The sequence below is a fragment of the Streptomyces sp. Tu 2975 genome (assembly GCF_009832925.1).
Taxonomy (GTDB): domain Bacteria; phylum Actinomycetota; class Actinomycetes; order Streptomycetales; family Streptomycetaceae; genus Streptomyces.
This window is the reverse complement of record NZ_CP047140.1, coordinates 2,023,439-2,049,163: the sequence shown is the minus strand read 5'-3', so window position 1 is coordinate 2,049,163 and position 25,725 is coordinate 2,023,439. Positions and strand designations below refer to the sequence as shown.

Below are 25,725 nucleotides of genomic sequence, written 5' to 3'. Positions count from 1 at the left end.
CGGGTGTCACGAAAGCGGTGACGTATGTAAGCGCCCGCCCCGCATCGCCTTTCTCGCCGCTTTTCCGTGCCACATGATGGTCGCAAGGCATTCAGGGCCGACATGTGGATTCGATTTTCTCGAGTCATTTCTCGACTTCCCGGAAGGTGCGAAAAAATGGGGGTTGATGCGCCGGAGCGCATTGCCGTGAGGCCGGATTCCGCCGGCCTGACGGGGGTGCGGCTCCACACACGGATGCCGGTCACACCGGCGTGGCTGTCCCGGCACGTCGTGCCGGTCGCCCGGGCACTGGGCGAGCAGGGAGCGGCCGGTGTCCAGCTGCGCCGCGGCTGGCTGCACGGGCCCCACGTCGACATCCTCGCCCTGTCGGCGCCCGGCCTGCCGGGCGGCGGCCCCGACTGGGCCGGCGTCGCCCGCCGGCTGGACGCCGGGCCGCTGGATCCGCCGCGGGCCCTGACCGAGGAGGCGTATCTCGAGCAGGCGCGGGAGTTCGGCCGGCTGGAGGCGGTGCAGCCGCCGTACCTTCCGCTGCGGGAGCACGGCACGGTCGAAGCCGTCGCCCCCGGCGACACGGCCTCCCGCGAACCCCGGCTCGACCGTTTCCGTACCGTCGTCCTCGGCGCGCTCAACAAGCCGCTGCTGCGGATGATCGACGGCATCGCGGGCGATCCCGGCACCGCCACCGTCCGGCTCGCCGAGGCGTTCGCCGCGCTGGCCGACACCCACTACCTCGGCCCCGCCTACGGGGTGTTCTCGCCGCGTTCCCACGTCGAGGCCTTCCTCGCCTGGGCCGCACCGACCAAGGACGTCAGGCCCTTGTTCGTGCAGCGACTCGCCCAGGACGCGCCGCGGCTGCGGGCCGTCGTCGAGCAGCGCCTGAGCGGCGAGGTCTCGCCCGCCGCGGCGGAGTGGCGCACCGCCTTCGCGTACAGCTCCGGCGCGCTGGAGAGCGCCGTGGCCGCGGGCACCCTCACGCTCGGACTGCTCGACGGCGTCACCGAGGGCGTCGACCGCACGGAGATGGGCCCGCCCGGAGCGACTCGCATCGTGCCGCAGGGGAAGCAGCCGGACAGCGACTTCCACCGGGCCGTCGACGCGTCGGGAGCGGTCACCGACCCCTCGCCGTGGTTCGCCGCGTTCCGCCTGCTGACGAACCTCTTTTACGAGCAGCTGCCGCTGCTGACCGTCTCTCCCATGCAGCGCTACTACATGTGCTTCGCCATGGCGGAGACGGTCGACGACGTCCTCGGCACGTCCTGGCAGGAGCGACTGGACGCCCGGCGGCCCGGTGCGGGCGCCGCCACCACAGCCGACCTCACGGGAGTCCCACGATGACCGCGCCCACGACCGCATCAGCCGCCCACGCCACGCGGGCCACCGCCGGCCTCCTCGCCGGGTCCGCGCCCGCCCCGGCCTCCGTCCCCGATCCTGCCCCCGCGTCCGCCTCCAAGGCGCCCGAGACCGAGCCGCTCTGGTTCCTGCGGGTCAATCCGCTGCGCCGGACCCGGCTGGGCGACCCCGGACAGCGCGGACTGCTCGCCGAACTCGCCGACGCGGAAAGCGCGTTGCGCACAGCCGCCGGCGCGTGCTCCGACGAGCTCTACCACCGCATCGGCGACGCGGCCGACGACGCGGAGCGACGGGAACTCATCGCCCTGCGGCGCACCGTCCACAACGACCGCGCCCCCAAGAAGCCGCCGGCCCCCACCCCCGCCGTCGAGCGGTGGCTCGAGGCGCGTGAGCGCAGGGAACGGCTGCGCGACGACATCACCCGCGGCTACGCGGCGGCGGCCGACCGTGAACGCGAGCGCCTCGCCGCCCTGTTGGGCGACGACGACCTGCTGCGCTCTCTGGCGCTCGTCGCACCCGAGGTGCACCAGGAGGCGGAGCGCTACCGCGCCGCCGTCCTCGGCCCGGGCAAGGTCTCCGCCCGTACCCGTAAGTCGGAGCGCGGACTGATCCAGTACGTCACCCGGGCCATGGTCCGCACCAGCCCGCTCTCCCGGTTCACCGCCGTCGGCATCGCGGAGCCCGACCCGGACGGGGTGGATCCGGGCGACGTGCCGTTCAGCGGCGCGACCGCGTTCCCGGGCCTGGACCGGGTCATGCTGGGCTACGTGCTCGGCGGCCTGCCCGCCCCCGACGACGCGGCGCTCTCCGACCTCTGGGTGGGCCTGCCGCCCACCTCCGCACCCGACCCGGAGGCCGGCAAGCTCTTCTTCCTGAAGCTCACCGACGCCGGCATGCGCCGGCTCGCCGTGCCCCTCGACGGCCCCGCCGGCGACCTGCTCGACGCGGTCTCCATGGGACCCCGCCCGTATCCCTCCGTCGTCAGGCACGTCGCGGACCGCGCAGGCTGTGCCGAGGAGGACGCGGAGCGCCGGGTGCGGCACGCCCTCGGGCAGGGCCTGCTGTGCTCGTTCCACGAGGCGGAGGACGGGGCCGCCGACTACGACGACCTCCTCGGCCCCCGCGACCCCCGCACCACGGGGCTCACCGACAGCATCAAGGCCGGCCTGCCGGAGCTCGCGGCCGCGCCCGCCGCCGAACGCGGCGCCGTGCTCGCCGCCTTGCGCGGAGATCTCGGCAGGCTCAGCCACCTCGCCCGCCGGCCCGCCATGATCACGGTCGAGGAGGACTACGCCATGCCACCGCTCAAGGTGGCAACGGACAAGTGGCGGCAGCCCCTCGCCGACCTCGGCCCCGCCGTCGAACTCCTCACCGTCTTCGACTGGCTGCACGACGTACGGGTCCTGATGACCGCCGCGTTCGTCGAGCGGTTCGGCGCCGGAGCAGACGTGCCCCTGGCGGCCAACGCCGCCTTCGTCGTCGGCGAGGTCTCACGCCGCGCCGCAGCCATGGACGCCGTGTACGGGCCGAACGGCACCGGCGACCCGTCCGCGCTCGCGGGCATCGGCCCCGCCGACGGCTCACTGGAGCGGATGTACCTGCTGCGCCGCGAGCTGACGGAGGCCGTCCACGCCCGCCTGTCCAAGGCCGCGGAGGCGGGGGAGGACACCCTCGTCCTGACGCCCGGCGACGTCGAGGGCCTCACCGCAGCGCTGCCCGAACGCTTCCGCCAGGACCCGCTGATCTACGGCGTGCTCCTCCAGCAGGCCGGGCGGCACCTGATCCTCAACGACGGCCTGCCCGGCCACGGGATGCTCTACGCCCGCTTCCTGGAGGCCGACCGCCGCCAGGGCGGCCGGGCGCTGCCGCTCCTCGAGGAACACCTGCGGCGCGCCTACGGCTTCGACGGGGCCCGCGTCACGGAGGACCTCGGCCTGCACCGGCTGAACGTCAACGCGCACACGCCGATCCTCCCCGGCGGTCTCACGCCGGAGGACTGGTTCACCCTGCGTCTGGTGCACGACGCGACGACCGACACCCTGCACGTCGAGGACGCCGACGGCGCCCCGCTGCGGATCCTGCCGCTCGGCACGGGCCACCCAGGGCTGTTCCCGCCGCCGCTGTCGGTGGCCTCCGGTCTCGTCATCAGCGGCCGGCTGTTCAACAGCCTGCCGAACAGCTGGCACGCGGCCACCCCGTGGGACGGGCGCACCACAAGGACCGCGCCCCGCATGGCCGTCGGCGACGTGCTGATCGGCAGGCGGCGCTGGTACGGCGGCGAGGAGCTCGCCGCCGCCGTCGCCGCCGGCCCCGAGGAGCACGACCGGCTCCTCGCCATCAACGCCTGGCGCGCCCGCCACGGTGTGGCGGAGGAGGTCGTGATCAAGACCGCTCCCGAGGACGAGGGCCCGCTGTCCGTGGGCGCACCCGACGTGCAGTCCAAGCGGCTCCAGCAGAAGCCGCAGTACGTCGACCTGACGAGCGCCCTCAGCACCCGCGTACTGCCCCGGATGCTCGACCGCCGCGGCGCGGACACCGGCGGCAGCTACCTGGAGGAGGCCCTGCCGGCCGTCGTCGACGGCACGCACGCCACCGAGTGGGTCGTCGAGGTCGGCCGCGAGGCGGGCGGGCGGTTCACCTACCACCGCGCCGACGAGGGGAAGCAGTCATGAAGCTCAAGGCACGACCGGACCTCCACTTCGCGCCGGTCCCGGGCGGTGTCTACTTCAGCGGCGTCCGCGGCAGTTTCGTGCTCCGGGGATCCGACGTCCTCCACGCGGTCGCCGAAGGATGCGTGCCCCTGCTGGAGCAAGGCGCCACCGAGGACGAACTCGTCGCCGCCATCGGCACCGAACGGGCCCGCCCCGCCGTCCGCCACCTGGTCGCGCAGCTCCGCGGGAACGGCATGCTCCTCGACACCGCGGCCCTCACCGAACCCGAACCGCCCGCGGCGGTGCGCGAGCGGCACCCCGAACCGCTGGCCCGCCTGGAGTCCCTGCACGACGACCCCTACGCGGCCTTCCAGCGGCTGCGCACGGCGCGGGTGACCGTCGCAGGCCCGCCGGAGGCGACCGGTCCGGCCGTCCGCGGACTGCGCAGGGCCGGCGTGGAGAACGTGACGGTCACCCGATCGCCGGCCTTCGGCGGCGGCACGTACGACGGCATGGACGCCGTCCTCGACGCCACCGGGGCCGAGGTGCCCGAACTGCCGCAGCACGTCCACTACGTGCCGCTGCTGCTCGGCGGGCGGGTCACCCTCGTCGGCCCCGCCCTCACCGGCCCGGGCCGGGCCCGTACCTGGGCGGCGTTCCGGGACCGGGCCCTCGCCTGGGCGGACGCCGAGGGCGTCACGCCCGCACCACGGCCGGTCGCGGACGCCCTCGCCGGCGCCCTCGCCGGACAACTGGTCTTCGACACCCTCACGGGTACGGCTGCCATGGGCGAGGCCCATGTCGTGCACGGGGCGGACCTGGTCTCCGACCGGGTGACCGTCGAGGGAGCTCACGTGGCGGCCGCGACCGGCCGACCGAGCTCCCTCCAGGACGCCGTGGCGCAGCCGATGCCGGAACCGGGAACGGCGCTCGAAGCGGCGGGCGCGGTCGCCCGCCGATGGACGGGGCTGATCGCGTCGGCCGCCGGCGAGGACCTGCCCCAGATGCCGCTCGCACTGCGGGCGGCCGAGCAGCGCGGCGACCGACCGGGCACCGTCGTCGCCTGGGCGGCGCACCAGGAGACCGCCACGGTGGCGGCCGCCCTGGCGGCGCTGCGGGCCAGGAGCCCGAAGGGCGACGGCACTCCGGCCGCCGGGCTCACGGAGGAACACTGGCTCCTGGACGGCGCTCTGCGCCTGCTCACGCCGGACGCCCGGCCGCTCGGGGAGGTGACGGACGACGCCGTCGACGACGAGGCCCACCGCATCCGGGAACATCTGCGCCCGCTCCTCGCCACCGGACCGGCCGTCGGCCTGCTCCACGTCCCGGGCCTCGACTGGCGCCTGGCGCGGGTGACCGACGGCGCCGAGGTGCTCGGGCAGGCGTGGGGAGCCACCGTGGAGGAGGCCGTACGCAACGGCCTGTGCACCGCACTGGCCCGCGCCCTCACGACCGACACGGGACCCGCGTCCGACGGCACCCGCCCCGTCGACGAGGTCTCCACCGACGCCCTGCTGTTCGCCGACAGCACGGTCCTCGGAACGCTGCGCAAGCAGCTCACCGAGCAGGGGGCGGAGACCGGCCGCGGCTACGCCGGCCGTCCGGCCCGCGGCGACGCGGTACTCGGCGAGATCCCCCTCTGGTACGGGCCCGTAGCGGCCGAGGCACGCCCCCGGGAGACCCACGATGGCAACTGACACGGCCTCCGGCACCCGGACACCGGGCGTCGCGACCGGACCCGGGCTCACCTCGCGCCCCACCTCCCCCTACAACGACGGCACCTGGCGCTCCGTCATCGCGCAGATGGCCGAGGCGAGCGACGGCACGGTGGCCGCCAACAGGGGCTGGGACCTCGACTGGGAGCACCGGCAGCTCGCCGCTGCCACCGCCGCCGGCCGCAGCCACCTCTCGGTGCGGCTCCACGACGACGAGGTGATGATCGGCCCCCTGTGGCGGCCCGGCACCGCCGCGGGCTGCGCCGGCTGCGCCGAGGTACGCGACCGCACGATCCGTGAACACCCCCTCGTCGCCGACCTCGACCGGGCCACCACGGCCCCGTCCCCGAGCGCGCCGCTGCTCCCCGAACTGCTCCGGGCGACCCTGGAGTATCTGGCGCAGCGGCCGCTCGGGCCCGGAGAGGCCTACGCCGTCTCCTCGAAAGGGCTGAGACGACACCGCGTCGCGCGCAGCTTCCACTGCCCGCTGTGCGGGCCGGACGCGGAGCGACTCGACGGCACGGCACGGCCGTTGCCACTGGCCCTCACCGGCCGGCCCGCCTCCGCGGTGGACCCGACCCGGTCCGCGGACAGCCGCCTCGTCGAACGCGGTCTGCTGCGCGACCGCCTCGTCGACGAGCGCTTCGGACCGGTCCGGGCGATCCTGCGCGAGTCCCACGCCCCGTTCGCGATGAGCATGGCCGTCGTGGCCGACGCCCCCGCCATGGGCCACGGCCGCGCGCAGACGTTCGCGGAGACGGAGCCGGTCGCCGTACTGGAGGCGTACGAGCGCCTCGGCGGCTTCCCGTACGACATTCCGGTCCTCACGGGCCGTGCGTACAAGGACATCGCCGAGCACGCCGTGGACCCGGGCACGCTCGGCAGATACACGCAGGAGCAGCTCGACCACCCCACCTCACGGGTCACGCCGTCGGACGAGCACACCGAGATGGACTGGGTGTGGGGCCACGACCTCGCCGACGGGCGGGCCCTGCTCGTCCCCGCCGACCACGCCTTCTACCAGTACGAGTACGCCTTCCGCAGGGACCGCCGCGCCGCACGCGCGGTCGGCCCGCACGAGCGCAAGCACTACTTCTACGAGTCCTCCAGCGGCTGCGCCGTGGGCGCCGGCCTCGAGGAGGCCGCGCTCCACTCGCTGTTCGAGCTGGCCGAGCGCGACGCCTTCCTCACCTGCTGGTACCGGGCGCGTCCGCTGCCGTACATCCCCGAATCGTCGATCACCGACCCGACCAGCCGGGCGATGATCGAGCTGGTCCGCGCCAGGGGATTCGACGTGCATCTCCTGGTCGCGACCCGGGACATCGCCCTTCCGGTGGTGTGGGTCCTCGCGGTGAACCGCGAGAACCCGTTCCCTGCGACCTTCTCCTCCGCCGGCTCCGGCGCCGATCCGCAGTCCGCGATCCGCGGGGCCCTGCGGGAGGTGGCGCAGCTCGTCACCAACCCCGTCGACTGGACGCGCGAGCAGGTGGAGCCGATGGTCGAGGACCCCTGGCTGGTGCAGGAGCTGGAGGACCATGTGCGGTTCTCCTCACTGCCCGAGACGCGCGAGCGGGCCACGGTCGCCCTCGGCGGCGCCCCGGTCACCCTGGAAGAGGCGTTCCCCGGCTGGCCGGAGCGCCTGGCACGGGAGTCCGGCGGCGACGTCCGCGGCGCGCTCGACTTCGTACGGAGCCTGTTCGCGGACGCCGGCCTCGACCAGGTCGTCCTCGTCGACCAGACCAGCCGTGAGCACGCCGACGCCGGGATCTCGGTCGCCCGTGCGGTCGTGCCGGGCATCCTGCCCATGTGCTTCGGGCACGCCCAGCAGCGTCTCGCGGGGCTGCCGAGGCTGGAGGCCGCGTTGCGCGGCACCGGCCAGGAGCACCGGGCCGTCCCCTACGACCCGCACCCGTTCCCGTGACCGCGCCGACCGCACCCCGGAGCGGACCGGCGACCGGCCGCGGCTGCCCGGTCGACCTGCCGGGGCCCGAGGGAGACAACAGCATCGCCCGTGAGCCGCTCTGGTACGCGTACGGCGCCGGCGACGACGAACCGGCGGCACCGGACTGGACATGGACGCCCGAGCCGCCGCCGGACGAGCATGTCCCGCCCCCGCCGCCGCGCGGACGGGGCGCGCGCACGACGCTGCCGCCGGGCACGGTGGGGCTGCTGGAACGGATGCCGTTCCCGCAGGTCCCCGGCGGCGGCCCCCGGCCGGCCGGCGGCGCTTCGGCCCTCCGCGGCCCGCAGGTGACCGACCCGCTCGGCCGGGCGCCCGGCTCCGCCGAGGTGACCGACCCGCTCGGCCGGGCGCTCGTCACCGCGTTCGGGCCGCAGCGCCGCGAGCCGGAGAACCCGTACAACGACCACAGGTCGTACGCCTCCCCGCGCTGTCTCTTCCCCGTCCACGCCTTCGTGGACGGCGGTGGCCAGGACCCCTGGCGACTGCTCGAACCGGACCGGCACGCGCTGACCGGCGCGCCCGGTCCGGGACCCGGCCGGCGGATCGCGCTCACCGGGCGCTACACGGCGATCCCCGCCGCCTACAAGTGGTTCCGCGGGTCGCTCGTCGCCATCGAACTGGGCATCGTGCTACGGGCGTTGAGCATCGGCCTGGAGCTGTTCGGGCAGCCGGCCCGGCTCAGGCTGCCGGACACGGGCGCCCACGCCCTCCTCGACGGCATCGGCCTGGACCGCACCTGGGAGTGGTCGTTGCCCTTCGTGCTCGACGTGGGCGAGCCGCCGCCCGCCGCGGCCGCCGGGACCGCACCCGACCCCGTCCCTCCGGACGTCACCCGGCGCGACCCGGCACTCGCCGACCTCGTCCGGGTCAACCGGTCCCAGACGTACGCCGGCGACGCCGTACCGCTGACCACCGCCGTCCCGGCCGGGCTTCCGGCGTCGCAGCGGACCCCCGACTGGGCCGAACTGCTCTGGCAGCGCCACTCGGGGCGGATGCCGCGCGCCCTGCACGGGATGACGGGACGACGCCGGCGGGTGCCGGCCGAGGCCCTGGACACCGCCCTGCGCTGGCTCGCCGTCCCCCCGCCGGGCCCCGAACTCGCGGCCGCCTTCGACGCGGTCCGGATCACGGTCGTCACCCACGGCGTCGACGGCCACGAGGACGGCGTGCACCGTGCGCAGGCCGCGACGGCCCGCCTGTTCCGCCGGGACGCCGAGGCCTCGGCCCGGCTGGAGGACCACTACGGATACGGCGTCTCGCCCGTCAACGGCTGCGGCATCAGGAACGCACCCATGACCGTTTTCCTGTCCGTACGGCCCAGGGAGTTGTTCGCCCGGCTCGGCCCGGCCGGCTGGGGCGCGGCACAGCACGCCTGCGGCTGGGCCGTGCACGGGCTGTGTCTGTCCGCCGCGGCGTCCGGCCTGTTCGCACGCCCCGTCAGGGCGTTCAAGGAGATACCTGTACAGCGCGTCCTCGGCCTGGAGGAGGACGAGACGATCGTCCTGTCCGCGGTGGTGGGAGTCCCGCAGGACACCGGTGGCGCGCTGCTCGACCTGAGACTGTGAAGGAGCGCTCCATGACATGGAATTCGTGGCACCTGCACCTCGCCACCACCGCCAGGTCCGCCCACGACCGGGTACTGACGCGGGTCGTCGGCCCGACCGTGCGCGAACTGGCGGCGGACCGGCCGTGGTTCTTCATCCGCTACTGGCAGGCCGGTCCCCATCTGCGGCTGCGCATCGCCGACCTCGACCGGAAGACGTACGGACAGGTCGAGGACGCCCTGCGGGAGCGGCTCGCGGACTCCGGCCGGCTCACCGGAGGTGAGGACCCCCTGGCGCCCGAGGCCTACCGGCGGAGCGCAGGACAGCTGGCGTCCGCGGGGGAGCAGGGGGAGGACCGGAACGTCCGCGAGATGCTCGCCCCCGGTGTCCACCGCGCGATCTACGAGCCGGAGTTCGACCGCTACGGCGGCCCCGCGCTGATGCCGGCCACCGAGACCCTCTTCCACCACTCCAGCGAACTGGTCCTCGGCCTCGTCCCCAAGGCCGTCACCGAGCGGCACCGCGCTCTGCTCGCCCTGCGCGGCACCATGGCCGCCGCGGCGGCCCTCGGCGACGAGACGGAGCGCACGTACTTCTATGCCCACGGCCTGGGCGCCTGGCGCGCCTGGGCCGGTGACGCGGGCTACCCGGGCGACCTGCTCGACTCCGTCACCACCGTCACCCGGGCCGCCGGGGCCGCGCCCGTCGACCCGCTGGACCACGGACCGTTCGCCCGCTGGCACGACGGGCTAGCCGCGTTGACCGGCGACCTCCGCGAGAAGTCGGCCACACACCCCGGCATGGTCCTGTTCTCACACGCGCACATGCTTCACAACCGCCTCGGACTGAGCCTGCTCGAGGAACTCCGCACGTACGCGTGGCTCGCACACGTCTTCCCCGTCGCCGACACGGACGGTGCGATGCCGCCTGCCCCTGGGACGGACGGCGCTGTGCCGCCCGCTCCCGGGCCCGTCCGTCCGGCCGGGGCCGGACGGGTTCCGGCCCCGGCGGGGTGATGCCCCCGCCCCGCCGCCCCCACGGGGCCCGTGCGAAGGCGCGGCCGGAACGTTCCCGGCCGCGCCTTCGCCAAGCGTGCGGGTCCCCGCCCCCACGGGTCCCGTGTCCCGGTGCCCGTGTGGCGGGCCGGCTCAGGCGCGGCCGGCCCAGTCCCGGTCCAGGCGGTCGGCCAGGCCCGCGGCGGTGAAGGCGGCTTCGAGTTCGTCGCGGCCTTCGGTGAAGTGGGCCCAGCTGTCGTGGTGGACGGGAACGACGCGGCGGGCGCCGAGTATCCGGGCGGCCTCGACGGCCTGGGCGCTGTCCAGGACGAGCGGTTCGCCGCCGAAGAGCATGGGGAAGCGGGGGGCTCCGGCGAAGAGGACGGCGGTGTCCACCGGGGCGAAGCGTTCGGCGATCTCCTCGACCGCGTCGAGCGAGGCGTTGTCACCGCTGACGTAGACGGTGGGCAGGCCGTCCCCGGTCAGGACGAAGCCGACAACCTGACCGGTGAACGGCTCGACCTTCTCGCGCGGTCCGGGGCCGTGGACGGCGGGGACACCGGTCACGGTGACCGTGCCGCCGTCGGGCCGGTCCAGCTCGACGGACTCCCAGTCGGTCAGGCCCTTGGCCTTCTCCCCCAGGCGCTGTCCACCGCCGGGTGTGGTGAGGGTGAGGGGCACCTCCGCGAGCAGTGCCCGGCCGGACGTGTCGAGGTTGTCGGCGTGCTCGTCGTGCGACAGCAGAACCACGTCGATGGGGCCGAGGTCGGCCGGGGCCGCGGCGGAGGGGGCGGTCTTGGTCAGCGTCGGTCCCTGCGAGGGGTAGTCGCCGGGGCCGTCGAAGGTCGGGTCGGTCAGGAAGCGCAGGCCGCCGTACTCGAACAGGGCGGTGGGACCGCCGAAGGTGCGGACCTGGAGCTGCTCGGTGCTGTGCTGGGACATGCTACTCATTTCTCACGGCAAAAATCGTCGTTTTCCGTGACGTCAGGCTAGGCAGGCGTCACGGAAAATTGCAAGCGATACCATGAGGTCATGAACGAGACCGTGGCCGTCGGCACCCAAGAAGCCGCCTTGCCCCCGGCGCCCGGTGCCGACCGGTACCGCTCCCTGGACTTCGCCGACACCGCCGCGACCCTGCCCGCCGGCCAGAGCTACGACCTGCTCGCCGCCCCCGGCTCCGCCATGCGCTGGCTCGCCGCACACGAGCTGACCACCCCGGACGTGCGGCTGTACGAGGTGTGCGCACGGCGGATGCGCACCTTGCGCGACCACGTGCGGGCCGTGTTCGCCGCCCGCGTCGAGGGCGTCGCCCCACCCGAGGAATCCCTGCGAGCGGTGAACCAGGCGCTCACGGCGGTACCCACGGCGCCCCTGCTCGCCTGGGACGGGGCCCAGGGACCGCGCCGGGTCCGGGCGCACCCCACCGACCAGGCCGTGAACCACGCGCTGGCGACCCTTGCCGCCGATGCCGCCGACCTGCTCACCGGCCCGGACGCCTCCCTCCTCGCCGCCTGCGGCTCCGCGCCCTGCGACCGGTTCCTCCTGCGCACCCACGGCCGGCGCCATTGGTGCTCCACCCGCTGCGGCGACCGCGTCCGCGCGGCCCGCGCCTACGCACGGCGCAACGACGCCTCGGAGTAGCGCACCGCTCCGGTCGCCCGCCTTTCGCAGCACGGTGGCAGCACGGTGTCAGCCGGTCAGATGCGCGCCGCTCACTCCGCCGTGCGGACGAACGCCGCCGTGATCCGCAGCCTCAGCCGCGGTCCGACCAGCGGGCGCATCGCGCTCACACCGCACGCGTGCCGGTCGAGCTCGGCCGTCGCGTGCACGACGGCCCGCGCGCCGTCCGGCGAGACGGCGCACGCCTCGGTGTCGACGGTGAAGGTGAGCGGCACGGACCGGCCCTTGACCTCGATCAGGCCGGTCACCTGCCACGGTCCACCGGTGGTGAGGCGCTCACCGGTGAACCGGATCGACGGGAACCGGTCCGCGTCGAGGAAGCCCGGCCCGCGGACTGCCTTGTCGCGGTTCGGGTTGCCGGTGCCGAAGCCGGCGGCGTCGACCTCCGCCTCCAACTGCCGCAGCCCGCCCCGGTACACGGCGCTCCCGGAGCGCACGGGGAGCGAGCCGGTGACCGGCAGGAAGAAGAAGTGCCGAGCGGTGAACTCGACGGAGGAGGCGCCGGGGTCGAGCGTCCAGGAGCCGTCGACCGCGGCGGCGGTCAGGCCGGTGGCGGCCTGTGAATGGTCGGTGAGGGACATGGTGGGGTTTTCCCTTCGGGTCGTCGGGGAGGAGGCAGCGAGGGGGCCCCGCAACGGAGGCCCCCTGTCGTCTGCGCCACTGCCTTGGCGCGGCGTACCGCTTCGTCTCTGTGCGCGTTCGTGCCTGTGCGTCGTGGTGGAGGGTGCGGGTCACTCGGGCCGCGGGTCCCAGCGGAAGCTGCGGACCGCGATCAGCGCGCCGATGACGCCCCAGGCGGCGAGGACCGCGAGCTCCTTCCACTGGAAACCGGCGTTGTGCGCGAACGGCGCCAGCATCGCGTCGTTGAACGGCTTCACCGGGAGCAGCCCGGCGATGTTGTTCAGCACCTCGGAGTGGATCGGGAAGTAGCTGCCCGAGATGAACACCAGCGGGAACTGGATGAACTGCACGACGGCCGGGGCCGCCTCGGAGTTCTTGATCAGCGAGGCGACGCCGACGCCCAGCGCGCAGAAGCTCGCCGCACCCAGCACCAGCGTCACCGTGACCGCCGCCCAGTGCGTGGGCAGCGGCACGCCGTACAGCGAACCGATGCCGATGACCAGCGCCACGTCGATGACGCTGACGACGATGCAGTGCACCAGCAGCCCGGCGAAGTACACCCAGGCCGGCAGCGGGGTGGCGTGCAGCCGCTTGAGCACGCCCGTCTGCCGGCGCATCGCCAGGATGATCGCCAACTGGCCGTAGCACGCGCCCAGCACCGAGACCGCGGCGATCGTCGGTGTGTAGTACTGCATGCCGGTAAGGCCGAAGAAGAACTTCTCGTCGGCGCCGCCGCTGAACACCGCGCCGAAAATCGTGATGATCACGATCGGCAGCACGAAGGTGAAGACCATCGACTGCGGATTGCGCCAGAACGACAGCTGCTCGTAACGGATCTGATGCGCCAGCAGCGCCAGGTCGCCGCGGGCGTCCGCGCGGGCCGTCGAGCGCCCCGTGCCGGTGGCCGTGGTGGGGGTCAGGGTGGTCATGAGCGGCTCCGTCCCGGTCGGCGTCCCCGGCCCGGGGACGGCCGGCGCCCCCGCTCCGAGGACGGCGAGGATGCTTCCTTCTCCGCGTACTTGCCGGTGAGGCTCAGATAGACGTCCTCGAGGGTCGGCTGCTCGACGGTCAGCCGCTCCAGCGGCGTACCGCGGCGCAGCGCCCATTCGGTGAGGCGGTGCAGCGCGGCGGTCGGCTCCTCGGCCTCCGCCGTCACCAGACCGTCCTCCGCGTCGGTGACCGGCAGGGGTACGTCGGCGATCGCGGCGCCCTGCGGCAGCGCGAAGCGGATCCTGGCCAGCGCGCTGTCCCGGCCGCCGAGCGTGTCGGGGGTGCCCGCGGCGACGATCCGGCCGCCGGCGATGACGGCGACCGAGTCGGCGAGCGCCTGCGCCTCGTCCATGTAATGCGTCGTGAGCACGATGGTGGTGCCCGCGTCCCGCAGATTCCGCACGACCTCCCACGCACCGCGCCGCGCGTTCGGGTCGAAGCCGGTGGTGGGCTCGTCCAGGAACAGCAGTTGCGGGTTGCCGACGACGCCGAGGGCCAGGTCGAGCCGCCGCTTCTGCCCGCCGGACAGGTCCTTCACCTTGGCGCCGCGCTTCTCCTCGAGACCGACGAGGTCGATCACCTCGTCGACGCCGCGGGGCTCGGGGTAGTAGCCGGCGTTGCGCGCGATCGTCTCGCGCACCGACAGATACGGCTCGACGGCGATGTCCTGGAGCACGAGCCCGATCTGCCCGCGCAGCCACCTCCCGTCCGCCTTCTTGCCCGGGTCGCGCCCGAGCACCTCCACGCTTCCGCCGTCACGGTCGCGGAAGCCCTCCAGAATCTCGAGCGTGGTCGTCTTGCCCGCCCCGTTCGGGCCGAGCAGGGCGAAGATCTCCCCGTCGCGGACGGTGAAGTCGACGCCGCGCACCGCCTCGTGGTCCCCGTAACGCTTTCGCAGGCCGTCCACGGCCACCGCGGTCACCGCGGTCCCTCCGCTTCGGTCACTGTGTGCCTCCCGGTGCTGTTGTCGGGTCCGGTGTTGCCGTTCGCCCGAAGACCGAACTCCGGGTCGCTGTCGCGACGTTAGGCCGGGTCAGGGCGGTGTCCGCAGGAACGGGAGGCATCCGATGACGGACGTCACGCAAGCGGCGACAGGTGTCAGCACGGACGTGACGGGCGTTGCGGCGCGCGGCGCGGGCCGCACATCCTGCAGGGCATTGCCGACGGAGCAGCTGACGCGGAAGGCGGTCATGACGTGGGGTTCGGGGAAGTGGGCGAAATGAGACGGCCGCGGATCACGGTGGTCGGCGCGGGCATCGGCGGACTGACCCTCGCCGGCGCGCTCGCCGCGAACGGTACGGATTACGTCATCCACGAGCAGACCCGGCGGCTCGCCGAGGTGGGGGCGGGGGTCCAGCTCTCTCCGAACGCCGTCCGGCCGCTGCTGCGGCTCGGTCTCGGCGACGCACTGCGCGAGCACGCCGTACGCATCGACGCGATGGAGGTACGCGGCTGGACCGGCCGGCCCGTTGCCCGTACGCCGCTGGGTGAGGAGTGCGAGCGGATGTTCGGTGCGCCGTACTACTCGATCCACCGTGCCCATCTGCACGAGGCGCTGCTGTCGCTTGTCGACCGCGACCGGCTCCGGCTCGGCGAACGCCTGCGAGGCGCACGGGAGACGGACACCGGCGGCGTGCGGCTGACCTTCGAGGACGGCACCGTCCGCGAGGCCGGGGCGGTGGTCGGCGCGGACGGCATCCACTCGACGGTCCGCGAGGCGTTCGTGCGCGACGAGCCCGTCTTCGCCGGCCTCGGGATCTATCGCGGACTCGTCCCCACCGACCGGCTGCCGGACGCGGCCAGGGAGCACCTGGTACGTCTCTGGCTCGGCCCCGGCGGCCACTTCGTGTGCTACCCGGTCGCCGCCGGCGAGTACCTCAGCTTCGCGGCGACGGTCCCGATGGACGAGGCGCCCCCCGAGTCGTGGTCGGCGCCCGGCGATCCGGAGGACCTGCGCCGCGCGTTCGGTTCCTGGACCGGTCTGGTCTCCGACATCGTCGAGGCGACCGAGGTGACGCACCAGTGGGCGCTCCACGACCGGCCGCCGCTGCGCACGTGGTCGAGCCGCCGCATCACCCTCCTCGGTGACGCGGCCCATCCGATGCTGCCGTTCATGGCGCAGGGGGCCAACCAGGCGATCGAGGACGCCATGGACCTGGCGGCCTGCCTCGCCGACGCACCCGAGGAGCAGATCGCGGCCGGCCTCGCCCGTTACGAGGCGCTGCGCATCCCCCGCACCGCCGAGATCCAGCGCGGCTCCCGCGGCAACGCCGGCGTCCTCCACCTCCCGGACGGCCCGGCCCAGCGTCGCCGCGACGCACAGATGGCGGTCCACGCCTCGCTCCGCGACCGCGCGACGCTCTACGCGCACGAGACGGGCCGCAGCGTGGTCCCCGCGGCGGTGTGACGCGTCTGAGTACGGCGCGCGTCCGACCTGAGTACGCCGCCGGATACACCGGCGGCCCGGCACTGGTCGAATCGGGGTCATGGCCCCTGAAGCACTCCGTCACCCCCGCGTCCGCAACGCCACCACCGCCGGGACGGCCCTCGCCGTGACGCTGCTCCCGCTCGTGGCGGGCGTCCTGCTGGCCAAGGCGATGGCCGCGGACCCGATGACCCCGGTGAACGCACTGATCACCAGCGGCGGCCACCGCGCCCGCGTCACCCGGGACCAGTGGCGCGGCTGCGGCACGAGCGCGGTGCGCCGGTGCAGGGCCGCGGGGGCGGCGGTCCGCGAGGCGCGTCCCCGGCCGCGGCCGGGGAGCGGGAAGCGGCTTACCGCAGCGCCCTCCTGACGTCTCATCCGACGTGCAGCCTGGCCTCTTCCGCGCCACGGGCCACGGCCACGGTGCCGGCCTCGGTCTCCAACTCCCGACGTACGAAGGCCGGAAGCCGCCCGAACGGGGTGACGGTCACGTCGACCTTCCGTCCGGCGGCCCTGACCCGCCAGGTCCCGGCGATCTCCGAGCCGACGAGCAGCGCACCCGGGCCGCCGATCGCACGCCAGATCTCCTTCCGGCGGTCCTTGTCGGGCACGACCAGCTGACGGTCGCGCGCCTGGAGGAACGGATCGCCCGGAGGGAGCAGCCGGACGAGGCGTCCGCAGCGCGCCGAGCGAAGCGCGCCCAGTTCACCGGCCGGCAGCCACGCCTTGCGTCCCTCCACCGACACCTCGGCCAGGTCCTCGGGCCACACCTTCCTGACCACGGTCGGCCTCGTGCCCAGGTACGTGGCCACGTCGGCAGGGGCGGCGGGCCCGAGGTGGCGCAGGTAGTTCCGCACCAGAGCGGCAGTCCCCGACGCGGCGGCCGGCACGGGGAACCGCTCGGCCAGCGGCGACAGCACGGTCCTGCCGCCCTGGGAGGTGACCCGCACCGCGCCGAACAGACCGGCCTGCTGGAACAGGAGCCCCGAGACGTGCTGCGCACCGCAGGTCTCGCACCAGTACGTCAGCGACTGCGGCACCGCCCCGCTCACAGCGGTGCTCACCTCGCCCTTGGCCATCGGCCTGGTCACCACCTCGCGGAACGCCGTCGCCGTGACACGGAAGGCCTCGAGCCCGAGCCGCGCCCCGTCCTTGATGACGGCCGTGCTGATCCGCGCCGTCGCGTCGGCGTCGTCGAGCGGCCACAGCGCTGTGGCGAGTGCCCGTAGGTCCCCTCTGCGGTGCAGATGCGGCGCCCCGCGCATCGACCACACCAGCTCCAGCCCGTCGCCCGACGCACCCCGTGCGGCAAGCGCCTGCCGGGCGGCGCCGCTCGGCGTGTCCTGCACCCCCAGGGTGAGCACGTCCGGCGCGTCCGAGGACCGGTCGAGCCCCTGCGCCGCCACCCGGTACGCCAGCACCCGTTCCCTGGTCACTTCCTCGATTCCCATGGTTCCCATGGTCCGTTGCCGGAGCGGCGGACGGCGGGACCGTGCGACGCAGGGTCCGCGTCGGCCACTTGCCCGTCGGGTGGCAGGGCCGTCACGGAGCGCGTCGCGACGGTCGACCACATTGGTCTCGTACAGCTTCGTCGTCCATACTGCCCGCCGTGGAGCAGCAGATAGATCCGAAGACGAAGCTCGATATCGCCGTGGGGACGGATCCGGCATTCGTCCCCGTCCTCTCGGGACCGGCGCCCGCCGTAAAGGAGAGGGAGGAGGAGAGCACAGCCACCGAGTCCGATGCCGGGACCGGCCCGGACGGCGGGACGGACGAGGCCGGCGGCGCGGAGGCGGCCGCCGCGATCGACGGCGACGACGAGGCCGCGGACGAGGTCGACGCAGCCGTGGGGGACGGACCCGTCTTCGAGGTCGGCGACCGCCGTGGGTCGATCAGCGCAGGTCCCGCCGGCATCCGCTTCACCCTGGACGACCAGGAGGCGGACTTCCGCTGGGACGAGATCGGCGCGGTCGAGGTGCGGCCGGCGCGGTTCGGGCGCCGGTTCACGGTCACCGTCCACGTCGCGGCCAACCGCTGGTTCAACGCGGACGTCGAGGCCCCGGCCAGGGGACGACTGAAGGAGTGGACCGAGGAGCTCGACGCGGTCCTCGACGCCTATTTCGAAGAGGCCTGATCACTCTCCGGCCGCGTCTGGGTGGGGCGACACAAGCCCGCCCAGGCGTGGTTTGTGTCGATTTCGTCGCGAATGCGCATAGCTTCGGTTTATGACAAAGCGACAAACGACCATGCTCGGATGCGCGGCTCTGCTCGTCGCGTCCGGCCTCGGCGCGGCGGCTCCCGCCAGTGCCGCCGTCAGCCACCGGGTCCTGCCGGGCGAGTCGATCCAGGCCGCGGTGGACGCCGCACAGCCGGGCGACATCATCGACATCGCGGCCGGCACCTATACGGAGAGCGTCCGGATCACCAAGTCGGGCCTGACTTTGCGGGGCGCGGGCAACGCGACCGTGCTCAAGCCGTCGAAGACCGCGGCCGCCGCCGACACCTGCGCCGGTGCGGGCAACGGCATCTGCGTCATCGGCACCGAGCAGCAGCCCCTCGAGGGCGTACAGGTCCGCTCCCTCACCCTCAGCGGATTCGCCAAGAACGGCCTCTGGGCCGCCTGGACCGACCGGCTGACGGTGCGGCAGGTCACCTCGGAGAACAACGGAACCTGGGGCATCGCCCAGGAGCGGTCCACCCGGTCGGTGCTGCGGAGCAACCTCGTCCGGGGCAACGGCGACGCCGGTATCTTCGTGGCCAACACCGTCAGCGCCGAGTCCGGCGCCGTCGACACCATGGGCACGGTCGTCTCGGACAACCTGATGGTCGACAACCGCATCGGCACCACGATCCGCCGCGTGCGCAACCTGACCGTCCAGGCCAACGAGATCACCGGCAACTGCGCCGGTGCGTTCCTCGTCGGTGACGAGACGACCCCGCGGGCGGGCGCCCTGACGGTCCGTTTCAACCGCGTGCACGAGAACAACAAGCACTGCGACAAGACCGCACGGCTGCCCGAGATCCAGGGCACCGGCATCGTCCTCACCGGCACCGAGGACACCTTGGTGGAGTGGAACGTGATCCGCGGCAATGTGGGCTCCGCCCCGATGTCCGGCGGGATCGTCCTCTTCAAGAGCATCGTGGGCGCGGCCGGCACCGACAACGTCGTCCGGAACAACATCGTCCTCGGCAACGGAGCCGCGGACCTCGCCAACCGTGACACGAACGGCACCGGCAACGTCTTCAGCCGGAACATGTGCGGACTCTCCCAGCCCGCGGGCCTGTGCTGACCCTCCGGACGGTGCCGACCGGCCCCGGCCACTCACGAAAGACCGATGCGGCATGACCACTGCAAGCGAAACCACTCTGCCCGCCATGCGGTTGAGAGAGCTCGTCTTCGGCGCGGCCTGCGCCGCCGCCGTGCGCGCGGCGGCCCGGCTCGGCGTCGCCGACGCGCTCGGGGAGGCGCCGGCGACCGCGGAGGAGCTCGCGGCGGAAGTCAAGGCACAGCCCGGCGCACTGCGCAGGATGCTGCGCGCCCTGGCCTGCTACGGCATCTTCGAGGAGGACGCCGACGGCAGGTTCGTCCACACCGAGATGTCGCGACTGCTGCGCGAGGACGACCCGCACAGCCTGCGGTACATCGCGCTCTGGTGCACGGAACCGTGGACCTGGGACGCCTGGCCGCTTCTCGACGAGGCGGTCAGGAAGGGCGGCGGCGTCTTCAGCGACATCTACGGCAAGGAGTTCTTCGACCACCTGCACGAGGACGCGCCCGAATCGGCCCACGTCTTCAACCGTGCCATGACCACCTCGAGCAAGCAGTCGGCGCGGGACGTCGCCGAACTGCTCGACCTCGGCGGAGCGAAGACGATCGCGGACATCGGCGGCGGCCAGGGCCATGTGCTGGCGGAGCTGCTGGAGAAGCACCCTGGCGTCCGTGGCACTCTGCTCGACCTGCCCCGTGTCGTCGCGGCGGCCGACCCCCGGCTGCTCGAGGGCGGATCGCTCGCCGACCGGACCGACATCGTCCCCGGCGACTGCCGGCAGGCCATGCCGGTCGCCGCCGACCTGTACATCATCAAGAACATCCTGGAGTGGGACGACGACAGCACCCGCAGGACACTGCGCAACATCGTCGCGGCGGCCCGCCCGGGCGCCCGCGTGCTCGTCATCGAGAACCTGGTCGACGACACCCCGTCGATGAAGTTCACGACGTCGATGGACCTGCTGCTGCTCCTCAACGTCGGCGGCGCCAAGCACACCAGGCAGAGCATGATCAGCCGGATGTCGGACGCCGGGCTGCTCGTCGGCGAGGTTCGTCCGGTCAACGCCTATCTGCACCTGTTCGAGAGCGTGGTCCCGGACTGAGGAGCGTCCAGGACCGGCGACCGGCACAGCCGTCGGCCCCGCGGGAGACCCGCGGGGCCGAGGGTTGTGCGGCTTCTGACCGGTCAGTCGCTCCGCCACGAGTAGAACTGCTGCGCCATGGCGTCCTTCGGACTCCGCCAGGTCTGCGGGTCGTACGGGCTGACGAACGCGGAGAGCCGGTCGCTGATGTCCCGGAACTCCGGGTGCTCCGTCAGCTTGGCGATCGCCGGGCCGGCCGGCTTCTCCGACTCGATGAGGTGCAGGTAGACGTCGCCGAACTGGAACAGGCTGCGCCGCTTCACTCCCACGAGGTGCGGCAGCTCCCCCTTGTCGGAGGCCGTGAACACCTCGGCGATGTCGGGGGCGGAACCCGGTGCCATCCGGGCGACGATCAGGGCGTGGTGCATCGGGGGTGTCCCTTCGGATGCCGTCGACAGGTCGGGCGTGCGGTCAGACCGCGGAAGCGGGCGCCGCGGCGTCCTTGGAGTCGCGGCCGAGCCGGGCGCGCTGCTCGATCTTGTTCCGGATGAGGTCCATCTGGATCGGCGAGTTGCGGTTGATGTTGGCCGTCATCCACTCGTCGTCGACGGGCGCGTCCGGCTTCATCGCGAAGTCCTGCGTCCAGCGCATCCGTACACCGCGGGGCGTCTCCTCGTACTCCCAGCGGATGTTCATGTACTGGAAGGGGCCGGTCTCGACCCGGCGGGCGGTGACCGTGAGCGCGGAACGGTCGGCCACGCGCTCGGAGACCCAGCTCCAGACCTGGCCGTTCTCGTCCGGGTACATGGTCAGCCGGAACACGGTCCGGTTGCCCTCGCGTTCCATGACCTCCACGGACGCGTACTCGCTGAACAGCTGCGGCCAGTGGTCGAGGTCGTTGGTGACGTCCCACACGAGGTCGAGGGGGGCGTCGATGGTGACTTCGTTCTCGGTGTGTCCGGGCATCTCAGGCTCCTGCCATCAGGGAGGTGTTGACGAGGTCGAGGAATTCACGGGGCGTCTTGCAGCGGTCGGCATCGGGCGGCAGAGGCCGGCCGTACCGGTTCTCCAGTTCGCCCACGATGCCGAGCAGGCCGAGCGAGTCGAGGCCGTAGACCTCGAACGGCGTCTCGGGCCGCTGCTCCATCTCGTTGGGGTCGACGGTGATCCCGGCTCCCTTCTTCATCAGGGCGGCCAGTTCGTCGACGGTCAGCTGGTCGGGCATGGCGATGTTCTCCGTCTCATGAGGGGCCGGCGCCGCGCCGCAGCACGAGCGCCGAGTTGGAACCCATCAGTCCCCGGCTCAGCACCAGGGCGGTGCGCAGCTCTGCGGGCCGGGCGGTGCCGGTCACCAGGGCCAGGTCGTGGCACACGTCCTGGACATGGGGGGTGGGCGGTACGAGACCGTGCTCCAGGGCGAGCACCGCGGCGGCGGTGTCGAGCAGCGGCGCCCCGCAGTACGCCCGCCCGGTGCCGGTCTTGGGGCGGTCACGGGCACGCGGGAACCGTGCGCGCCCAGCGCGTCCGTGATCGCCAGGGCCTCGGCCCGGTCGGCCTCCGGCAGGCCGAGCGCGTCCGCGAAGACGACGTCGACCTCCTCGGGCGAGCAGCCCGCGGCCTCCAGGGCCCCGCCGATCGCCCGCGCCAGCCCTTCCCGTGACTGCTCCCACCGGGATGCCCCGGTGAACGTCGCGGCGTGGCCGGCGATGGTCGCGCGGATCGCGGTGCCCCGGCGGCGGGCCGTCTCCGCGTCCTCGACGACGAGCATGGCACCGCCCTCGCCGGGCACGAAGCCGCACGCCTGCGGGGTGAAGGGCCGGTAGGCGTGGTCCGGGTCCTCGCAGGTGCTCAGCTCCGGGTAGCCCAGCTGGCAGACGATCGAGTACGGGGCGAGCGGTGCCTCCGCCGCGCCGACGATGACCGTGTCGGTGCCCCGGCGTACGGCGCCGGCGGCGTGCGCGACGGCGTCGAGCCCACCGGCCTCGTCGCTGGCGACGACTCCGCAGGGGCCCTTGAAGCCGCCGCGGATGGAGATCTGCCCGGTACTCGCCGCGTAGAACCAGGCGATGGACTGGTACGGGCCGACGTAGGTCGGCCCCTGTCCCCACAGGCGCTGCAGCTCACGCTGGCCGAACTCGCCGCCGCCCGACCCGGCGGCGGTGACCACACCGACCGAGTAGGGCGTACCGTCGAGCGCGCCTTCGCCGAGCCCCGCGTCGGCCAGCGCCAGGTCGGCCGCCGCCATCGCGAAGTGGGAGAACCGGTCGGTCTGGACGAGGAAGCGCTGCTCGACCATCGACTCGGCGTCGAAGCCGCGTACCTCGCCCGCGACCCGCAGCGGCAGGTGCTCGCAGCCTTCCCTGCTGACACCGTCCAGGGCGCTGATGCCCTCGACGGTGGACTTCCAGAAGGTCTCCGCACCCACGCCGTTGGGGGCGACGACACCGATACCGGTGACGACGGCGGACCTGGTCTGCCGGTTGCCGGGGCTCATCATGCACTCCCGCCTGGTCGGGTGAGTACGACGGCGGACTGGAAGCCGCCGAAGCCGCTTCCCACCGACAGCACGCTGCGCAGTTTCAGGGGGCGTGCGGTGCGCGGCACGTAGTCGAGGTCGCACTCGGGTCGGGGGTCTCGTAGTTGGCGGTGGGCGGCACGGCCTGGTTGGCCAGTGCGAGCACGCAGGCGACGAGTTCTATCGCGCCGATCGCGCCGAGGGAGTGGCCCACCATGGACTTGATCGAGCTCATGGGCACCTTGTAGGCGTGGTCCTTGAGCGACCGCTTGACCGCCGCCGTCTCGTGCCGGTCGTTCTGCTGGGTGCCGGAGCCGTGTGCGTTGACGTAGTCGATGTCCGTCCGGTCGAGCCGGGCGTGGTTCATCGCGTCGTCGATCGCCCGTGCCATCTCCAGGCCTTCACGGGTGAGGCCGGTCATGTGGTGGGCGTTGCCGAAGGTGGCGTAGCCGCCTATCTCGCAGTACACGCGGGCCCCGCGGGCGCGGGCGTGCTCGAGTTCCTCGAGGATCAGTACGGCCCCGCCCTCTCCCATGACGAATCCGTCGCGGTTCGCGTCGAAGGGGCGGGACGCGTGCGCCGGGTCGTCGTTGTTGGGGGAGGTCGCCTTGATGGCGTCGAAGCAGGCCACCGTGATCGGGGAGATCGGCGAGTCGGAGGCGCCGGCGACGCAGATGTCGGCGCGGCCCTCCTCGATGGCGTGGAACGCGTAGCCGATCGCGTCGAGGCCGGAGGTGCAGCCGGTGGAGACCGTCTGCACCGGGCCCTGTACGCCGTTCTGCTCTGCCACTTCGGAGGCCAGCGTGCTGGGGGAGAACGCCCGGTGGAGATGCGGCGCCGCCTCGCTGTGGTCCACGTCCCAGCGCCTGCCCGTAGCGCTGACCTTGACGTAGTCCCGCTCGAGCCGGGTGGTGCCGCCCACGGCGGTGCCCATCGACACGGCGGTCCGCCAGGGATCCAGGTTCGCCGCGTCGAGACCGGCGTCGGCCATCGCCTCACGGGCGGCGACAAGGGCGAACTGCACGTACCGGTCGGCGCGTTGGGCGTCCGCGGCGCCGAGACCATGGGCCGCCGGATCGAAGTCGACCTCGGCGGCTATACGGGAGCGGAACCCTGTCGGGTCGAACAGGGTGATCCCGCGGGTCGCTGTCCGGCCGTTCGACAGCAGGTCCCAGAACGCCGGGGCGCCCACACCTCCGGGTGCGACGATGCCGACGCCGGTCACCGCCACACGCCGGGTCACGACACCGACCCCGTTCGCTCAGGCGGCAGGTGAGCGCCGGTGCCCTCCGCCACGGGGGTGTCCTCCGTGTCGACGTGGCCGAGCTCCGGCCGGGGCGCGAGCGGACCGAGGTGGAAGACCATGCGGGCCTGCGTGCTGCCCACGTTGCGGAACCGGTGCCGCACATAAGGGGGATGAGCAGGCCCTGGTCGGGTCGGATGGCGAACGGCTCGCCGTCCAGGTCGACCTCGAGTTCGCCTGCGACGACGTACACGAACTCCTCGGAGTACGGGTGGTAGTGCTCGCCGATGCGGTCGCCGGGCTCGACGAGCGCCAGACCCATGAAGCCGCTCGTGGCACCCACTGCGGTGGGGGTGAGCATGGCGCGCAGGTCGCCGCCGCGCCTGCGGTTGGGCTGGGTCTCGCTCAGGTCGACGATGCGATGGGTTGTGGTCATGGCTGGTTCCTCCACAAGGCCTTGCGGCGCGGTGACTCGGTGGTGTCGCACGGCCGCCGGCGGCCGGGTGCGTGGTTCAAAGGGCACGGCGGTCGGTGATCAGGCGCATCTGGGCGCTCTCGAGCAGACGGGTCATCGCCTTCTCGTCCGAGAGCGACTCGTCGATGCCGAGCGCCTCGGTGTCCAGCAGCCGCTCCAGCACGCCGGCCTTGCGCAGGCCGTGCGCGCCCATGACGGCCGACGGGTCGGTGTCGAGCGGTCCGCGCACGTCGACGAGGCGTACGACGATGTCGTCGCGCTGGAAGACGGTGCTGCTGTCGACGGGGCAGCCGGCGCTGTCGGCCGCTGCCTCGTCCTGTCCGGCCAGCAGCCGGGCGAGGGCCATCCCGCACCCGGGCTTGGCCGGGTAGAGCAGCGCGTGGCGCTCCCTCTCCGCGTGCTGCTCGCCCGGAGGGGCGAGGTGGTGCACCGCGGGCAGGGCGGCGCGGGTGAAGAACAGCCGTGCCGACTGCGGGTCGTCGAGGTTCCGGTCCTGCTCCAGGTACGGGTTGATGGCCTCTTCGACCGCCCTGACCTCGGGCTGCCTGGCCACGTGCCGCAGCGCCGCGAGCAGGTCGCCCTGCACCTCGACGGTCCGTACGACGCGGTTGCCGTGCATGAACAGCGTGGTGCGGCGGAGCCGGGTGGTGTCGTCGACCTGCGACTCGGGCGAGGTGTAGCCGGCGAGGATCTTGGCCACGGTCTGCTCGCTGCCGCGCTTGACGGTGAAGGTGAGGGCGTGGCGGACCACGCCGTCTCCGACCCGGGGGGACGGTTGGAGCCCGCCTGCGTGCTGAGCGGCCGCCTGGGGGGCGTGCACGCCCGCGGTTTCTCGCAGGACGCTGAAGCGCAGGGACCGTGTGTCGCGCACGCAGTCGTGCAGCGGCCGTACGGTCTCGACGTGCTCCTCGCTGTTCACCCAGGCGAGGAAGGGCGGTGCGCTCTCCCATTCGCTGGTGATGAGCCACTGCGACGGGTTCTCGATCGACTGGCAGAGCTGGTCGCTGAGATGACCGGGCACGGCGGCCACTTGGTTGCGCATGTGCTCGTAGGCCGTCAGAAAGCGCTGCTGGGCGCCGTCCTGGAGGTCAAGCAGCAGCACGACCCGGAGCCGGGAGCCGTCGAATGCGGACTGGGACACACGTTCGGACAGCATTGTCATGTTCCACGCATCTCCTTGTCGGTGAGGCCGCCTGCGGCACGACGCC

Annotated in this window: 21 protein-coding genes and 3 pseudogenes; 12 read left to right on the top strand and 12 right to left on the bottom strand. The window is 73.1% G+C overall.

The features are described 5' to 3' along the window. The first annotated feature begins 156 nt into the window (after positions 1 to 156). From GLX30_RS08940 to GLX30_RS08915, 6 genes are read left to right on the top strand one after another with little or no spacing between them, the layout of a single operon-like run. Complete coding sequence (locus GLX30_RS08940) at positions 157 to 1,335, top strand: hypothetical protein (RefSeq protein ID WP_244258081.1); 1,179 nt, start codon at positions 157 to 159, stop codon at positions 1,333 to 1,335. After that, the gene (locus GLX30_RS08935; RefSeq protein ID WP_244258080.1) at positions 1,332 to 4,022 is read left to right on the top strand and encodes a hypothetical protein; all 2,691 of its coding nucleotides are present in this window, start codon (positions 1,332 to 1,334) and stop codon (positions 4,020 to 4,022) included. Before GLX30_RS08940 ends, GLX30_RS08935 begins: the two co-directional genes overlap by 4 nt. Continuing rightward, positions 4,019 to 5,698, top strand: coding sequence for a hypothetical protein (locus tag GLX30_RS08930; RefSeq protein WP_159685699.1), 1,680 nt, complete (start codon positions 4,019 to 4,021; stop codon positions 5,696 to 5,698). The genes GLX30_RS08935 and GLX30_RS08930 overlap by 4 nt, the downstream gene beginning before the upstream one ends. Further along, positions 5,688 to 7,637, top strand: coding sequence for a TOMM precursor leader peptide-binding protein (locus tag GLX30_RS08925; RefSeq protein ID WP_159685695.1), 1,950 nt, complete (start codon positions 5,688 to 5,690; stop codon positions 7,635 to 7,637). Before GLX30_RS08930 ends, GLX30_RS08925 begins: the two co-directional genes overlap by 11 nt. Continuing rightward, positions 7,634 to 9,244: a nitroreductase family protein gene (locus GLX30_RS08920; protein WP_244258079.1), complete on the top strand. Its 1,611-nt coding sequence runs from the start codon at positions 7,634 to 7,636 to the stop codon at positions 9,242 to 9,244. The genes GLX30_RS08925 and GLX30_RS08920 overlap by 4 nt, the downstream gene beginning before the upstream one ends. A gap of 11 nt (positions 9,245 to 9,255) precedes the next feature. Beyond that, complete coding sequence (locus tag GLX30_RS08915) at positions 9,256 to 10,239, top strand: thiopeptide-type bacteriocin biosynthesis protein (protein WP_159685675.1); 984 nt, start codon at positions 9,256 to 9,258, stop codon at positions 10,237 to 10,239. Between the two features lie 132 nt (positions 10,240 to 10,371). On the opposite strand, the gene GLX30_RS08910 is transcribed toward GLX30_RS08915, so the two are convergent. Next, the gene (locus GLX30_RS08910) at positions 10,372 to 11,169 is read right to left on the bottom strand and encodes an MBL fold metallo-hydrolase (protein WP_159685671.1); all 798 of its coding nucleotides are present in this window, start codon (positions 11,167 to 11,169) and stop codon (positions 10,372 to 10,374) included. Between the two features lie 81 nt (positions 11,170 to 11,250). On the opposite strand from GLX30_RS08910, the gene GLX30_RS08905 reads away from it, so the two are divergent. Continuing rightward, positions 11,251 to 11,859 carry an ABATE domain-containing protein gene (locus tag GLX30_RS08905; RefSeq protein ID WP_159685667.1) on the top strand — a complete coding sequence of 203 codons (609 nt, stop codon included), beginning with the start codon at positions 11,251 to 11,253 and terminating at the stop codon, positions 11,857 to 11,859. A 71-nt stretch (positions 11,860 to 11,930) separates the two neighbouring features. Here the strand turns inward: GLX30_RS08905 and GLX30_RS08900 are convergent, their stop codons facing one another. The 3 genes from GLX30_RS08900 to GLX30_RS08890 all read right to left on the bottom strand — a co-directional run bounded on the left by GLX30_RS08900 (position 11,931) and on the right by GLX30_RS08890 (position 14,431). After that, positions 11,931 to 12,479 carry a YceI family protein gene (locus GLX30_RS08900; RefSeq protein ID WP_159685664.1) on the bottom strand — a complete coding sequence of 183 codons (549 nt, stop codon included), beginning with the start codon at positions 12,477 to 12,479 and terminating at the stop codon, positions 11,931 to 11,933. Between the two features lie 150 nt (positions 12,480 to 12,629). Then, on the bottom strand, positions 12,630 to 13,448 hold the full coding sequence (locus GLX30_RS08895; RefSeq protein ID WP_159685662.1) for an ABC transporter permease: 819 nt from the start codon (positions 13,446 to 13,448) through the stop codon (positions 12,630 to 12,632). After that, positions 13,445 to 14,431: an ABC transporter ATP-binding protein gene (locus GLX30_RS08890; RefSeq protein WP_159685659.1), complete on the bottom strand. Its 987-nt coding sequence runs from the start codon at positions 14,429 to 14,431 to the stop codon at positions 13,445 to 13,447. The genes GLX30_RS08895 and GLX30_RS08890 overlap by 4 nt, the downstream gene beginning before the upstream one ends. A gap of 297 nt (positions 14,432 to 14,728) precedes the next feature. Between GLX30_RS08890 and GLX30_RS08885 the strand changes: the two genes are divergently transcribed. Further along, positions 14,729 to 15,916: an FAD-dependent monooxygenase gene (locus tag GLX30_RS08885; RefSeq protein WP_244258078.1), complete on the top strand. Its 1,188-nt coding sequence runs from the start codon at positions 14,729 to 14,731 to the stop codon at positions 15,914 to 15,916. Positions 15,917 to 15,995: 79 nt separating this feature from the next. Further along, positions 15,996 to 16,304 (top strand): hypothetical protein, encoded by a 309-nt coding sequence (locus GLX30_RS08880; RefSeq protein WP_159685654.1) that lies wholly within the window; start codon positions 15,996 to 15,998, stop codon positions 16,302 to 16,304. A gap of 4 nt (positions 16,305 to 16,308) precedes the next feature. Here the strand turns inward: GLX30_RS08880 and GLX30_RS08875 are convergent, their stop codons facing one another. Then, entirely contained in the window at positions 16,309 to 17,385 is a 1,077-nt protein-coding gene (locus GLX30_RS08875) for a crosslink repair DNA glycosylase YcaQ family protein (RefSeq protein ID WP_244258077.1), read from the bottom strand. 158 nt (positions 17,386 to 17,543) lie between these two features. Here GLX30_RS08875 and GLX30_RS08870 point away from each other — a divergent pair, with 158 nt between their 5' ends. From GLX30_RS08870 to GLX30_RS08860, 3 genes are all read left to right on the top strand, one after another. Further along, entirely contained in the window at positions 17,544 to 18,068 is a 525-nt protein-coding gene (locus tag GLX30_RS08870) for a hypothetical protein (protein ID WP_159685649.1), read from the top strand. Positions 18,069 to 18,159: 91 nt separating this feature from the next. Then, positions 18,160 to 19,224, top strand: a complete 1,065-nt coding sequence (locus tag GLX30_RS08865; protein ID WP_159685646.1) for a right-handed parallel beta-helix repeat-containing protein — start codon at positions 18,160 to 18,162, stop codon at positions 19,222 to 19,224. Between the two features lie 52 nt (positions 19,225 to 19,276). Then, the gene (locus GLX30_RS08860; RefSeq protein WP_167306802.1) at positions 19,277 to 20,305 is read left to right on the top strand and encodes a methyltransferase; all 1,029 of its coding nucleotides are present in this window, start codon (positions 19,277 to 19,279) and stop codon (positions 20,303 to 20,305) included. Positions 20,306 to 20,388: 83 nt separating this feature from the next. Here the strand turns inward: GLX30_RS08860 and GLX30_RS08855 are convergent, their stop codons facing one another. From GLX30_RS08855 to GLX30_RS08825, 7 genes and pseudogenes are all read right to left on the bottom strand, one after another. Next, a complete protein-coding gene (locus GLX30_RS08855; RefSeq protein WP_159685644.1) occupies positions 20,389 to 20,712 on the bottom strand; it encodes a TcmI family type II polyketide cyclase in 324 nt (107 codons plus the stop codon). A gap of 43 nt (positions 20,713 to 20,755) precedes the next feature. After that, a complete protein-coding gene (locus GLX30_RS08850; protein ID WP_159685641.1) occupies positions 20,756 to 21,250 on the bottom strand; it encodes an SRPBCC family protein in 495 nt (164 codons plus the stop codon). Position 21,251: 1 nt separating this feature from the next. Further along, a complete protein-coding gene (locus tag GLX30_RS08845) occupies positions 21,252 to 21,509 on the bottom strand; it encodes an acyl carrier protein (protein ID WP_159685639.1) in 258 nt (85 codons plus the stop codon). A gap of 16 nt (positions 21,510 to 21,525) precedes the next feature. After that, positions 21,526 to 22,781 (bottom strand): annotated as a pseudogene (locus tag GLX30_RS08840) (ketosynthase chain-length factor). Beyond that, a pseudogene (locus tag GLX30_RS08835) lies at positions 22,778 to 24,042 on the bottom strand (beta-ketoacyl-[acyl-carrier-protein] synthase family protein). The pseudogenes GLX30_RS08840 and GLX30_RS08835 overlap by 4 nt, the downstream one beginning before the upstream one ends. After that, positions 24,039 to 24,478 (bottom strand): annotated as a pseudogene (locus GLX30_RS08830) (cupin domain-containing protein). Before GLX30_RS08830 ends, GLX30_RS08835 begins: the two co-directional pseudogenes overlap by 4 nt. 76 nt (positions 24,479 to 24,554) lie before the next feature. After that, positions 24,555 to 25,679, bottom strand: coding sequence for a SchA/CurD-like domain-containing protein (locus GLX30_RS08825; RefSeq protein ID WP_159685636.1), 1,125 nt, complete (start codon positions 25,677 to 25,679; stop codon positions 24,555 to 24,557). Between the last annotated feature and the right edge of the window lie 46 nt (positions 25,680 to 25,725).